Here is a 14064-nt window from a genome sequence, read left to right as displayed (position 1 = left end):
GCCCGGCCAAGCGAAGCGCCGCCGGGAACCATGCCTGACTTAAAGAATAGTCCCACCGGAAGTGAGCTGCTCTTTACGCGCCTCTTCCTGCTCACGCAGATGCTGGCCATGATGAGAAATTGCCACACGCAGGCGCTGCTGCTGGGTGAAACGATCTTCACGACTCAGCTCGGCGTCATCGCTTAACACCACCAGCAACTCATTCATATGCGTAATCACGTTCTCTTGCACCGCGGCGTCCACGCGCGCGATGACCTCATCCAGATGTGACATATTCACTCCTTAATTAATTTTCACTTTCGAGAAATCGCTGCCCATCAGGCTAACGCTATAGCCGGTGATGTTGCTACGCGTGGCGTAGAAGGTTTTGCCGTTCGCCAGGGCAATCCACGGCGCCTGTTGATAGAAAATCTCCTGCGCCTGACCGTAGAGCGCGGCACGCTTCGTCGGGTCGCTCACCACCAGGGCTTTTTTCACCAGCCCATCATACTCTTTATTGCACCAGCGCGCGGCGTTAGAGCCGGTTTTAATGCTGTCGCAGCCGAGCAGCGTGTTGGCAAAGTTATCCGGATCGCCGTTGTCTGACATCCAGCCATACAGCGCACTGTCGTGTTCGCCTTTACGAATACCGGTGAGATATTCCCCCCACTCATAGCTGACAATCTTCGCTTTAATGCCCACTTTGGCCCAGTCGTTCTGGATCATTTCAGCAATACGGCGCGAGTTCGGGTTATACGGACGCTGCACTGGCATTGACCACAGGGTCACTTCCGCGCCCTTCTCCAGCCCAGCCTGCTTCAGCAGCGCTTTCGCTTTTTCTGGATCGTAGCTGTAGTCTTTAAGATCTTTGTTATAGCCCATCATGTTCGGCGGAATCGGTGATTTCGCCACGGTGCCAGAGCCCATAAACACCGCGTTAACGATAGCCTGTTTGTCGGTAGCGTAGTTCAACGCCTGACGCACCAGCACGTTATCAAACGGTTTTTTCTCGGTATTAAACGCCAGATAGCCGACGTTCAGCGCGTCAACGGAATGCAGCGTCAGATCTTTGTTGCCTTTAATAACATCAAACTGAACCGGCGACGGTGCCGGGATAATCTGGCATTCGTTGGTTTGCAGCTTCGCCAGACGCGTTTCCACGTTCGGGGTGATAGCGAAGATCAGATGTTTGGTCGGTACCTCGCCATCCCAGTAGTTCGGGTTCGCCAGATAACGAATCTGCGAGTCCACTTTGTACTGTTGCAGCACATACGGGCCGGTACCAATTGGCCAGTTGTCTACGTTCTCCGGGGTGCCTTTTTTCATCATCTGATCGGCATATTCCGCCGAGAGAATCGAGGCAAAATCCATTCCCCAATCGGCGAGGAACGCGGCGTTCGGTTCGCTCAGCACAAACTGTACGTGGTTATCATCAATCTTCTTCACTTCTTTGATCAGTTTATCGAGGCCAACATCGCTGAAGTACTCATAGTTGCCCTGCGACACCTTATGGTACGGGTGATTGACATCTTTCTGACGCATCACCGAGAAAATCACGTCATCGGCATTGAAATCGCGCGTCGGTTTGAAGAATTTGTTGCTGTTGAACTTCACGCCCTGGCGCAGCGTAAAGGTATAAGTCAGGCCGTCCGGAGAGATGGTCCAGGCCGTTGCCAGGGAAGGAACCGGGGTATTTTTCACCGGATCAAAGTTGATCAGGCGGTTATAGAGCACCTGAGAGCTGGCCACAAACGATGGGCCGGAGCTGGCAATCTGCGGGTTAAAGGATTCTGGCGATGCTTCGGAGCAGTAAACCAGCGTGTCGGTATTTGCCGCCATCGCGCCGGCCGGTAGCAGCGCGCTGAAAGCCAGCGCGAGGAGCGTTTTCCCTGTAGTGTTCCCTGTGATCATGGTTATAAGCCTTTCGATTTTATTATATGGACCGCTTAATAACAGCACAGGGGCAGATAACTGGCAAATAACCAATTTGTCTCAGGTTATGCTGAATAACCGTTTATTGCTGGTTTCTTCATCGCCTGCCTGGTGATTTCACTTAAGTCCAGCCATTCAATGCCGCGAGAATTACCCAATTTACCCCTCTCTTTCGCCGTTTGTTGCATTTTGCTTTGCGTAAAGTAATGACGTGAAGAAGTCTATGGGACAGGAACGTGGCAAAAACTCTTTTACGCAGTGGAAGTCTTGATGATTTCCAGGCCGTAGGCGGCGGCGGGCAAACCGTATTTCATTCTGCGCTTCAAGTGCGCGAAACCCTGCGTTTACGCAAACAGCTGGCGCTGGCCGATTGTCTGGCGATACCGCAGCTGAATGATGAAGGCGATCGCGTTGACTGGTACTCCCCGGTCGATGGCGAGATTATCGGCTGGAAAGCGGCCGACGAAACCCAGCGCACCCGCGCGCTACATTATTTAGAAGGCCTGCAGGAGAGCGCCCGCGCGCTCAGTAAGAAGTGCCTGCAATCCGAGAAAACCGCGCAGCAACTGTTCGGCGCGCTGCTGGAAAAATCCCTGCAGTTCCCCGGCGAAAATCACCTTTTTTTGGTCGATGGCAAGCCGGTTATCAGCTTCTGGGGCTTTGTAAACCTCAACGAAGGTGCGCGGGAAGATGCCCTCGACTGCCTGCGTTACGTTGAACCGGAGATAATAGAAGAAGAGCCGGTCATTGACGAAGTGCCTGAAGTGGAAGAGCCGGAGCCGGCCATCGTCACCTTTAGCGAAGCCGATGCTCCACTTATCTCCGCCAACGAACCGCTGATTAACGCCTATTCATTGCCGGTGGAAGAACCTGAAGAGCCACCGCAGGCGCCTGCGCCTGTTGCGGCTGCCGTCGTGCCAAAAACGCGTCGTCCACGCTGGGTCTGGGGCCTGCCGCTGGCTGCCGCAGTAGCCGCCGTGGCCATTGCCGTACCGTTAATGATCCCGAGCACTCAGGCCGAATCCGAACCCGTTACGCAGGCCGCACCCGCACCTGCGCCCGTTGTCCTCAAAGGCCCGGCAATGCCGGTACTGATTAGCGACCTGCCGCTGCACCAGGCGAGCGTGAAGGTTGAACCCGTTGTTGAGCCAGAAGAAAAACCGGTGGTAATCGCCGTGATCCCAAAAGATGCGATGGTGATGGACGCCGACCAGCTCCGTGCCGGAACGACCCGTTTCCTCAACGGCACCTGGCGCGTTCAAATGGACGTCAGCGATGCCCATAGCGGCAAAGCGCCGAGCCTGCGTTATCAGATTCAGAACAACAAAGGCACCGCCCGCGTGGTGCGTGAAGGCAGTATCGTCTGCAAAGCGGCGGTGTTCTCCGGCCTGCACCAGAACGGCGAGCTGATGATCAAAAGCCGCGGCAACGCGCAGTGCAGCGACGGCGCGCGCTACCCGCTGCCGGAAATCAGCTGCAAGCCTGGCAACAGCAACGTTGCCGTCTGTACCGCACGGTTTGATGCTAAGACTGTTGTGCCGTTGACCTTTAAAAAGACGGGAGCCTAATCCATGCTGGTCACCCTTTGCGATTACAAACAGAGCGTTACGCTGATTGCCAATAGCGGCGTGCAGTTCCTCGATTTCGGTCTCAGCCCGCAGGAGTCGCTCCAGCACGGGCGCTTCGTGCGCAAAACCGCCAACGGCCCGCTGCTGCGCCTCGATTATGATGTGGTCAACCAGCGCTACACCCTGCCAGGTGAACCCGGCCGCGCGCCGGAAGTGGTCAAACCCGAATCAACGCTCTCCCTGCACCACTCGCTGACGCTGCTTGACGGCGTCTGGCTGCCGCTGCCGTTCCTGCGCTTTAACCCACCGCGCACCTTCGTAGAAGGGCCGGATAACTGGGCGCGTGTGCAGATAAGAAAGCTGGCGGAGCCGGACAGCGCGGGTAATACCCACCGCGTGACGCTGGCGTTCGACAGCCAGATTAGCCCGGATGACGCCACATCGCTCTCCCCGGTGGCGGGCGATTTGCTGAACGGCACCCGCTTTGCGCTGGCCTGGCGCGATAATGAAATTGCCGATTTCCTCGACCAGACCTGGATTGACGGCTGGCTACGCGAAGTGTTTCAGCAAACCACCTCCGTCCATGAAACCCGCAGCGAGCGTGACATTGCTCAGGCGCTGCGCAGCTTTGAATACCAGGGCCACTGGATGAACATTCTGGCGCTGCTCGGCGAACAGCTGACGGTGCCGGAAATTAAAATGGTCACCGCCACCCTCAGCACGCCCGCCATTCCGGTCGATTTAATTCTCGATGTCGGCAACACCCACACCTGCGGCGTGATCATTGAAGACCACGGCGATGCTAACGATGGCCTGCGCCAGACCGCCGAGCTGCAGGTGCGGTCGCTCAGCGAGCCGCAGTACCTGAACGAACCGCTGTTTACCAGCCGGGTCGAGTTCTCGGAATCCCGCTTCGGTAAGCAACATTTCTCGGTAGAAAGCGGACGCGAAGACGTCTTTATCTGGCCTTCTCTGGTACGCGTGGGTGATGAAGCCCGCAAGCTGGCGATGCAGCGCGCTGGCACCGAAGGCTATAGCGGGATCTCCAGCCCGCGTCGCTACCTGTGGGACGAAACGCCGACGGTCCAGGACTGGCGCTTTAGCCAGATGAACAGCAAAACTCAGCGTGAACCGCTGGCAACCGCCTTCCCGCTGATGAACCTGATGAACGACGAAGGCCAGCCGCTGTTTACCCTGCCGCCGGACGAACGCATGCCGGTCTTCTCGCCGCAGTACAGCCGCAGTACCCTGATGACCCATATGCTCTGCGAACTGCTGGCACAGGCGCTGGGACAGATCAACAGCGTAGCCACCCGTCTGCGTCTGGGCTTCCCGGCCTCGCCGCGCCAGCTGCGTACGCTGATCCTCACCCTGCCATCAGCAATGCCGAAGCAGGAACGCGAGATTTTCCGCCGCCGGATGTTTGAAGCTATCGCGCTGGTGTGGAAAGCGATGGGCTGGCACCCGCAGGACGACGATTTTGCCAACGTTCGTCTGCAGGAAAAAAGCGTCGTGCCAATCCCGAAAATTCATATGGAGTGGGATGAAGCCAGCTGCGGCCAACTGGTGTGGCTGTACAACGAAGCCATTTCCCACTTTGCCGGGCAAACCGAAGCGCTGTTTACCGCGATGGCGCGTCCGGATCGTCAGCCGGAAGCGGGCGAAACTGCTGGCCGCACGCTGCGCATCGCCTCGTTGGATCTCGGCGGCGGCACCACCGATATGGCGATTGCCGAGTATCAACTGGACGATGGTATTGGCGGCAACGTCAAAATCACCCCGCAGTTGCTGTTCCGCGAAGGATTTAAAATCGCCGGGGATGACGTGCTGCTGGATATTATTCAGCGCTGTGTTCTCCCTGCGCTGCAAACCCAGCTACAAAAATCCGGCGTCGCCGATGCGCAAGCGCTGATGGCCACGCTGTTTGGCGATTCCGGACGTCTGGACACTCAGGCGGTACTGCGTCAGCAGACCACGCTGCAACTGTTTATGCCGATTGGCCATGCCATTCTCGCCGCATGGGAGCAAAGCGACGTGCAGGATCCGCTGGCCGGGCTGCACGCCACCTTTGGCGAGCTGTTATCACAAACGCCAACCCGCAACGTGATGAACTACGTCGGCCAGGCCATCGAGCATGCGCTGCCCGCCGGGAGTGCACCGTTTGATCTTCTCGCCGTGCCGCTGGAAGTCACCTTCAGCAGCCTTCAGTCGGCAATGCTGGCGGGCGAATTTACTCTTGCCGGCCCGCTGCACGCGCTGTGTGAAGCCATTTCCCACTACAGCTGCGACGTGCTGCTGGTCACCGGGCGACCGGGCTGCCTGCCGGGCGTTCAGGCGCTGATTCGTTATCTCCAGCCGGTGCCGGTGAACCGCATGGTGTGGCTGGATAAATATCACGTTCACGAGTGGTATCCGTTCAGCCAGCAGGGCCGTATTGGCAACCCGAAATCAACCGCCGCCGTCGGCGCGATGCTGTGCAGCCTGGCGTTGGATCTGCGTCTGCCGCACTTCAACTTTAAGGCTGCGGATATCGGTGCCTACTCCACCGTGCGCTATCTCGGCGTGCTGGATAAAACCGTGAATACCCTGCGTGACGAGAACATCTGGTACCACGACCTTGATCTCGACAAGCCGGGCGCAAAGCTTGACGCCCGCCTGCATTTCCCGCTGCGCGGTAACGTCACCCTCGGTTTCCGCCAGCTCGCAAATACCCGCTGGCCCGCCACGCCGCTGTATACCCTGAGCATCAACTCACCGAATCTGGCTCGCGCCATTGCCGGAGATGGCGTACTGCAGGTTCGCCTCAAGCTTCAGGGCGGCAGCAAAAACGAAGCGCCACAGGCGTTCGTGCTGAGCGATGCGTGGTTGCAGGACGGTACGCCGGTTTCGCCGGATGCCCTGACCCTGAAGCTAAATACGTTGGCCGACCGCCGTCATAGCGGCAGCCATTACTGGATTGATAGCGGGAGCGTATTCCTGAAATGACCACTGTAAACGCTGTAATGGACTGGCTTGCCACTGAGCGACTCGCGCACCCGGCGCTGGATGATGACGCCGATGCCCTGCTTATCCGCCTGCTCGCCCTCGATGCGCAGCAGCAATCCCACCAGCAGGCGCTCAACTGCCGCGCCAGCATTGCGCTGTTCGGCCATTCCCAGCCCTCAAAAGCACACCTGCTGCGCACGCTGTGCGGCAGCGGCGAAGGCCGCTTAACGGTGCAGAGCGGTAGCAAAACGCTCGACTATTTTAGCCATATCAATCCCGGCCATAGCCTGACCCAAATGGCGCTGCGCTTTAGCCGCGACCAGTCCACGCCGGACGATGCCTTCCCGCTACGCCTGAAATTGATGCGCGAAGCAGAGCTGGTACAGCTGTTTATCGCCCATGCCTGGCAGCGCGGCGATATTCGCCCGCCGGACAGCAGCGTGATTACCGAACGCCTGCGCGGCTGGCAGAGCCTGCGCCAGCCGCAGCCGGTGCCGGGGCTAACCGCCACCGATATCGCCGCCATCAGCCGATTCTGGCGCGATACCTTACCGGGCAACTATCAGCAGATTGACGATGCATTGTGGTATCAGTTTGCCCATCTGCTGCCGTCGCTGGATCTCAGCGCCCGCGCCCGCGCCTGGTCGTTGCTTTGGGGCGAACAGCAGGAGTTAACCCAGCAATGGTTGACGCTGGCGCACACGCTGCATCAACTCGGCAATCGCCGCGAAGTGATGGCACCGCTGAGCCTGCTGGTCGATGCCTTTACCCTGCCAATGGACGCTTTCTTAACGCCAGGTGGCGAAAGCGACGACGCGGTGCTGGTGCACCCGTTGACCAGCGATGGCTACCAGAATGCGGTAAGCGTCCCGGTAACCACGTTGGCGCAGTTGACCCTGGAACTGGTGCTCAGTACCGAACACGGCGTACTGGATAACGTAGATATCATCGACATTCCCGTACCGCCACTGACCGATGAGACACCGCTGTGGGCCAGCAAATGTCGCTGGCTGCTCGACTACTATCGCCAGCAGCAGCAGCCGGATATCCTGCTGACCTGCAACGCCACAGCGCAGCGCAGCGCGATCCCGTCATCTGCCAAAACCCTGCTGCGCTGGGTGAATGAAACCCAGCCGGTGCAGGAAAACAAGCTGCCGGGGCTGGTATGGGCGATTACGCCAGAGGACGATCGCTTCATCCACAAACGCCATTTTGATGAAGCCATTCAGCAACTGGTCGGTAAACCGGGCCAACACTGGGGTACGCTGCAGGCGCTGGACCACAGCAGTCTGCAGCGCCTGATTGAGTGGTTGTCGCAGGCTTCGCAGCCGGAATTACGCCAGCGTCGCTTTGCGGCTATCAGTAGCGCCCGTCAGCAACAGCTGCGGACGCTATGCCAGCCGCTGCTGGCGCCTGCGCAGCCGGATAAAGCGCGCGTCGAGACCATGATCCGCGAACTGCAAACCCACGCGGCCCGCCACGGCGAACTGTTGGAGAGTCTGTTACCTGAACTGGCGGCGTTCGATGCCCTTTGTCAGGTACAGCAGCAGCGCGAAGAAAAAGTGAGCGGCCTGTTTAACGACGCGGTAGACCTGTTTGCCGCGCCGGAGGCCATCGCGTCAAACCCGCTGACGCATCAGGATAATGGTTCACAGGCCTATGCGCTGTGGTGCAAACATCTGCGCCAGTGGAGCCGCCAGCCGCATGCGCTGCTCAGCAGCGACACTCAGCAGCAGTTGGCGCTGTCTCTGCTAAGTGCCAGCCAGCATCTGTCGCTCGGGCAACAGCTACGACGCGCCAGCGCCGAGCAACAGGCTGGTGCAGCCCAGCTTCGCGCGATTATCGGCAACTTTATTAACTGGCTGGGTTATGCCGAGCAGCCGGTGGCACAGCGCCCGGCCAGCCGTATTGCGAAAGGCAGCGCTATTTTTGTTCAACCGACAGCAGCGTCGCGCACGCGTTTAACCCAGCTTGGTGAACAGCCGGTGCACGCCGCCACCCGCTACGTCTATGACTGGCTGGTCGCGCTTTACGCCCGCAGCATTGAACCGGGTGACGCGGTCAATCTACTGGCATTGCGCGACGACGCGCAGCAACGGCTGCACGCCCTTCTCAGGTAACCCTCGGCGGCACAAGGATGTGAACCGCTTTCAAAAGCTGAAAAAAAGCGTGCGAAATCCGCCTGATGGATATTCAACCTGCCCACGCCTCTTTACACTCGATGGATAACCCGAGTCGATAAGAGGCTGCCATGACCATCACCTGTACCCTGTTTATTCACGGCGAAGCGTGCGCTGCGCAAAACGCCGCCACTTTTACCCGTCTGAATCCGGTGACGCAAACCGTCGCTAGCGTCGCCCCCGCCGCCACGCTGACCGATGCCACCCGCACCGCCGATGCCGCCGCTGCCGCATTCCCACAGTGGCGCGATACCCCTCCCGGTGAACGCCGTCGATTGCTGCTGGCTGCCGCCGATGAGCTGGAAAAACGCAGCGAACAGTTTATCACCGCCATGAACGCAGAAACGGGTGCCACGCCGCAGTGGGCCGGGTTTAACGTACATCTCGGGGCCGAAATTCTGCGCGAAGCCGCAGCGTTAACGACGCAGATCGACGGTCAGGTGATCCCATCGAATATTCCCGGCAATCTGGCGATGGCCACCCGTCAGGGCGCTGGCGTGGTGCTCGGCATGGCGCCGTGGAACGCGCCGATTATTCTGGCGGTGCGCGCTATCGCCACGCCGCTTGCCTGCGGCAATACGGTGATCCTCAAAGGTTCTGAGCTATCGCCTGCCACCCAAGGGCTGATTATCGATTCACTGGCGGCGGCGGGGTTCCCGGCGGGGGTGGTGAACTATCTGACCTGCGCTCCGCAGGATGCACCCACGCTGGTCGAAAGCTTAATTGCCCACCCCGGCGTGCGGCGGATTAACTTCACCGGTTCGACACCGGTTGGCCGCCTCATTGCGCAGACCTGCGCGAAATACCTCAAACCCGTTGTCCTGGAACTGGGTGGTAAAGCGCCGCTGCTGGTGCTGGATGACGCCGATATCGACCAGGCCGCCGCCGGGGCAACCTTCGGCGCGTTCGCGAACGCCGGACAGATCTGCATGTCGACCGAACGCATTATCGTTGAACAGGCCATTGCCGAGCCGTTTATTGACGCACTGGTTAAGCGGGTGAACGGCTTGCCGGACGGGCTGTTAGGGTCGGTGGTCGATAAGAAAACCGTGGATCGCTGCAATGCGCTGATTGACGACGCGCTGGCGCACGGCGCAACGCTGCTAACCGGTGGAAAAGCGGATTCAACGTTGATGTCGGCAACGCTGCTGGACGGCGTCACGCCCGCCATGCGCCTTTGGCATGAAGAGTCATTCGGCCCGGTCAAAGCGGTGATCCGCGCGGCCGATGAGCAGGACGCGGTACGGATTGCCAACGACAGTGCCTATGGCTTGTCGTCGGCGGTCTACAGTCGCGATACCGCGCGGGCGTGGAACGTGGCGCAGAACCTGCAAACGGGGATCTGCCACATTAACGGCCCGACGGTACACGATGAAGCGCAGATGCCTTTCGGCGGCACCAAAGATTCCGGCTACGGTCGCTTTGGCGGACGGGCGGGGATCCATGAGTTTACCGAGCTGCGCTGGATTACGATGCAGACGCAGCCAAGACAATTGCCGTTCTGACCCGCAGCGATCCCGGCGGCGCTTCGCTTGGCCGGGCTACATCGCGAATATGTAGCCCGGACGAGGCGCAGCCGACTCCAGGGAGGCACCGGCTCTACTTCTCCCAATGCGTATTCCGCTCCCACAAGCGGTTGAAATGCACGTCGTTAAGCTGCCGTGAGGTTTCCGCATTCGCCTTATACGGCCTCGCCGTGGTGGCCGCTGCGCCCCACGGCGACAGTGCGTCGTAGCCGCTATCAACGGTGCTATCGACAATCAACGCCTGCCCGTTTGCCGTTTTGCCCGGCAGGTAACCCGTTTTCCCTGCCCCTTGATCCCACGCACGGCCAAGCTTGGCCTTAAACGTGCCTTTATATCCGTCGTCGGTGGTAAAACGGCTGTTCTTCACCAGGAATCCGTACGGGTTATCCGGCAGCGTGTTGGGGGCCAGCACATAGGCTTCCGGCGAGCGGCGGCTGGATACCGTGTGGAAATGCACCCGGTCGAACACCACGTTAGCGCGGCCAAATACGTAATCCACATCCCCTTCCACGTAGCTGTCCTGCACCAGGACGCGATAAAGACGATCGGTCAGCGCATCATTTTTACGGTCGCTGATATTGAGATACAGCGTATCCTGACGCCCCAGCAGACGGACGCGCTGGAGCTGAATGCGATCGCCATCGGTACGCAGCGCCACACCCTGATGGGTGCCGCCGTCAACCGTATCCAGCAAACTGTTAGCGATAGTCAGGTTATAGAGCTGCAAATCATGGCTTTGCGCCCAGAATACGGCGGCGCAGTTGGTGCCTATCAGCGCGCTGGTTCTGCCAGCGCACAGGGCATACTGATAATAGGCCGGGGAGCTCGGCGGATAGCGGTTGGCGTTGACGATTTCGCGGTATTTTGCCGGGCTAAACTGCGAGTCCAGCGCGAACTCAATGCGCACCGCTTCTGCCTGTTTACCGGTACCAAAAAGGGTGATGGGAGGCGCATCGTCAGGAATATAAACCGTGCCGCTATAAACACCGGGATCGATTCGGATATAGAGACGGTCCTGGCCGTTGTGCTGGGCGATGGCGGCGTTAATCGCCTGCTGAATATCGCTAAACGGCGCACCGGACTTTGCTACCCGCCACGGAGTATCGTTATCGGGAACGATGGGCTTGGGCTGCCAGGCGCCCTGAAGATGGTTGAGCATTCCGCCACGAGCAAAGTAGTTTTCGGCGGTATAGCCGGAAGCTTCTTGCGCCGTCAACTGCGGCCGACTGGCCGTGCCGGTTGACGAGGAAGCGACGCAGCCCTGCAGCACCAGCGGCATACAGAGCAGCGTCGCCATTCCTGGGTAACGTAGTCTTGTCATCGGTTCTCCATTAACAATGTTAAACAGAAAAGGATTACCGATAATAATGGAACTGCGTTTTATTTTTTCACTGCGCGATCACGCTTTCTCCGCGTCAATCTCATCAAACACCTGCTGAGCCAGATGCATGGTGGCATTTGCTGCGGGCAGCCCGCAGTAAAGCGCCGAGTGCATAATCAACTCTTTCAGCTCATCGCGGGTGACGCCGTTATTAAACGACGCGCGCAGATGCATTTTCAGTTCGGCTTCACGGTTCAGCGCAATCAGCATGGCGATGGTTATCATACTGCGCGTGTGGTGATCCAGCCCCGGACGGGTCCAGGTTTCACCCCAGGCGTAGCGCGTGATAAAGTCCTGAAACTCTTCGTTCAGCGATGAGAGTTTCGCCACGGTGCGGTCAACGTGGGCATCGCCCAGCACTTTGCGTCGTACCGCCATTCCCTGCTGATAACGTTCGTTATCCGCCATGATTCCTCCGTAAAAACGATACCAGCGCGGCGTTAAATTCGTCGCTGGCTTCAATATTTGAGAGATGCGAAGCCGGGAGTTCAACCTGGAACGCGCCGTCTATTTGCTGATGCAGATAGTCGGCATCGTCCACGGTGGTGACCGGGTCATACTCACCGGCGATGATCAGCATCGGCACGGTAATTGCCGCCACTTCTGCCCGCAGATCCGCCGCCGCCAGCGCATCGCAGCACTCGGCATAACCTTCGGCTTCGGACTCAGCCAGTTGATGGCAAAGCTGTTCAACTATTGCCGGTTGATGCTGACGAAACGCCGGGGTAAACCAGCGGTCGGCGGAACCGGCAGCCACTACGCCCATGCCTTCACTGCGCACGGTGCGCGCACGGGAGAGCCAGCCTGCTTGTTCACCAATCCTCGCGGCGGTGTTCGCCACCGCAACGGCGTCAAAACGCTCCGGCGCGAAGCGCGCCAGCCACAGCCCGGTCAGGCCGCCCATCGAAATGCCGCAGAAGCTGGCGCGGTCGATATTCAGGTGATCGAGCAGCGAAATAACGTCCTCTCCAAGCTGTGACAGCGTCACTTTTCCGCGTTTGGTTGTTTGCCCGTGACCGTGCGTATCGTAGCGCAGTACGCGGAAGTATTCGGTCAGCGCGGGCATTTGCGCGTCCCACATGGAGAGCGTGGTGCCCAGTGAGTTTGATAACACCAGTACCGGTGCCTTTTCCGGTCCGTCGAGGCGATAATGGATATTCATGTCCCTAACTCCTGAAAGCGCGCCAATACCTGGCGCACAAAGTGGTCCGCGCTACCGACTGCGTTTGCCGGGTCCAGTAGCTGCGTCAGTTGCTCTGGAGAAAGATGCTGGCTCACCAGCGGATCGTTTTCCAGCAGCGGTCGTAGCGGGCAATCAAGCGCAATCGCCCGGTGGCAAATCGTTTCAATCAGATGGTGAGCATCGGCTTTACCGAGATGCGCCGCCAGCGCCTGGGTGACCGATTCCGCCATCACCAGACCGTGGGTAATATCCAGGTTATCGTGCATTTTATGCGTATTCACCTGCATCCCTTTTACCAGGTATTCGCTGTTTTCCAGCACCCCGCCCGCCAGCATCACCAACTGCGGCAGCGTTTCCCACTCCGCCTGCCAGCCGCCCAACGCGCGTTCGTGCTGTTGAATCTGGCTAGCATATAGCGTTGCCATCAGCCCCGGCACTCTGGTCACCGCCGCCAGAATCGCGGCGCAGCTCACCGGGTTACGTTTATGCGGCATCGCGGAAGAACCACCGCGCCCTTCGGCTATCGGTTCGCTCACTTCCGCCACTTCCGTTTGCATCATTAAAGCAAAGTCGTTGGCAAATTTGCCCAGCGTCCCGCACAGCCCGGCGTACCAGCTCGCCAGTTCAATCAGCCTGTCGCGTTGGCTATGCCACGGCGTATCGGGAAGCATCAGGTTCAGCTCAGCGGCCAGCGCCTGTGCGACTTCCGGCCCCTTCTCTTTTAGCGATGCCAGCGTGCCCGCCGCGCCACCAAACTGCAGCGCCAGAACGCGCGGCCGCATTTGCGCCAGCCGTTCCTGCCAGCGCAGCAGCGCATCGAGCGTGCCCGCCAGTTTCAACCCGTAGGTGATGGGCAGCGCATGCTGCATCCAGGTGCGACCCGGCAGCAGCGTATGCTGATGACGCATTACCTGTTCAGCCAGCACGCTAATAAGCCGCGCAAGCCGCGTTTCCGTTTCGCCAAGCGCCTGCTGGAGCTGGAGCATCAACCCCGTATCAATGGCATCCTGGCTGGTCGCGCCCCAATGGACGTAGCGCGCGGCCTCCGGATCGGTATTTTTCACCCGCTGGGTAAGCTGTTTAACCAGCGGGATCGCCAGATTGCCCGCGCTTGCCGCCGCTGTTGCCAGCGTGGTCAGGTCGATGAGCGATGCCCGGCAGGCAGCGGTAATGGGCTCCACCGCCGCGTTCGGGATCACGCCGCAGCGCGCCTGCGCCGTTGCTAGCGCGGCTTCAAAATCCAGCATCCCCTGAACGAGGCGTTCATCGCTGAACATGTCCGTTAATGCTTGGGTGCGCAATAGCGGGGTCAACACACTCATTCCAGCTC

10 protein-coding genes are annotated in these 14064 nt (G+C 59.2%); 4 read left to right on the top strand and 6 right to left on the bottom strand.

Going from position 1 to position 14064, the window contains the following annotated elements:
- Positions 1 to 39: 39 nt before the first annotated feature.
- Together FHC49_RS13390 and FHC49_RS13385 are read right to left on the bottom strand one after the other, a co-directional pair.
- Positions 40 to 273 (bottom strand): DUF2526 family protein, encoded by a 234-nt coding sequence (locus FHC49_RS13390; protein WP_185666226.1) that lies wholly within the window; start codon positions 271 to 273, stop codon positions 40 to 42.
- A gap of 9 nt (positions 274 to 282) precedes the next feature.
- A complete protein-coding gene (locus FHC49_RS13385) occupies positions 283 to 1890 on the bottom strand; it encodes an ABC transporter substrate-binding protein (RefSeq protein WP_220440017.1) in 1608 nt (535 codons plus the stop codon).
- Positions 1891 to 2147: 257 nt separating this feature from the next.
- Between FHC49_RS13385 and FHC49_RS13380 the strand changes: the two genes are divergently transcribed.
- The 4 genes from FHC49_RS13380 (at position 2148) to FHC49_RS13365 (ending at position 10149) form a co-directional block, all read left to right on the top strand.
- Complete coding sequence (locus tag FHC49_RS13380) at positions 2148 to 3479, top strand: SrfA family protein (RefSeq protein ID WP_220440016.1); 1332 nt, start codon at positions 2148 to 2150, stop codon at positions 3477 to 3479.
- 3 nt (positions 3480 to 3482) lie between these two features.
- Positions 3483 to 6464 (top strand): virulence factor SrfB, encoded by a 2982-nt coding sequence (locus FHC49_RS13375; protein WP_220440015.1) that lies wholly within the window; start codon positions 3483 to 3485, stop codon positions 6462 to 6464.
- Positions 6461 to 8584, top strand: a complete 2124-nt coding sequence (locus FHC49_RS13370) for a virulence factor SrfC family protein (protein WP_220440014.1) — start codon at positions 6461 to 6463, stop codon at positions 8582 to 8584. The genes FHC49_RS13375 and FHC49_RS13370 overlap by 4 nt, the downstream gene beginning before the upstream one ends.
- A gap of 131 nt (positions 8585 to 8715) precedes the next feature.
- Positions 8716 to 10149: an aldehyde dehydrogenase gene (locus tag FHC49_RS13365; RefSeq protein WP_220440013.1), complete on the top strand. Its 1434-nt coding sequence runs from the start codon at positions 8716 to 8718 to the stop codon at positions 10147 to 10149.
- 94 nt (positions 10150 to 10243) lie between these two features.
- On the opposite strand, the gene FHC49_RS13360 is transcribed toward FHC49_RS13365, so the two are convergent.
- The 4 genes from FHC49_RS13360 to FHC49_RS13345 form a co-directional block, all read right to left on the bottom strand.
- On the bottom strand, positions 10244 to 11491 hold the full coding sequence (locus FHC49_RS13360) for a putative acyl-CoA thioester hydrolase (protein WP_220440012.1): 1248 nt from the start codon (positions 11489 to 11491) through the stop codon (positions 10244 to 10246).
- Between the two features lie 78 nt (positions 11492 to 11569).
- Positions 11570 to 11959 carry a 4-carboxymuconolactone decarboxylase gene (gene pcaC / locus FHC49_RS13355; protein WP_220440011.1) on the bottom strand — a complete coding sequence of 130 codons (390 nt, stop codon included), beginning with the start codon at positions 11957 to 11959 and terminating at the stop codon, positions 11570 to 11572.
- Entirely contained in the window at positions 11949 to 12713 is a 765-nt protein-coding gene (pcaD, locus tag FHC49_RS13350; RefSeq protein ID WP_220440010.1) for a 3-oxoadipate enol-lactonase, read from the bottom strand. Before pcaD ends, pcaC begins: the two co-directional genes overlap by 11 nt.
- Positions 12710 to 14056 (bottom strand): 3-carboxy-cis,cis-muconate cycloisomerase, encoded by a 1347-nt coding sequence (locus FHC49_RS13345; protein ID WP_220440009.1) that lies wholly within the window; start codon positions 14054 to 14056, stop codon positions 12710 to 12712. The genes pcaD and FHC49_RS13345 overlap by 4 nt, the downstream gene beginning before the upstream one ends.
- Positions 14057 to 14064 lie beyond the last annotated feature (8 nt).

Origin of the sequence: Kluyvera sp. EC_51, assembly GCF_019584505.1 — a bacterium.
In the GTDB taxonomy this organism is placed as follows: domain Bacteria; phylum Pseudomonadota; class Gammaproteobacteria; order Enterobacterales; family Enterobacteriaceae; genus Kluyvera; species Kluyvera sichuanensis.
The sequence above is the reverse complement of the archived record's forward strand: the minus strand, read 5'-3'. Positions and strand labels throughout refer to the sequence as shown.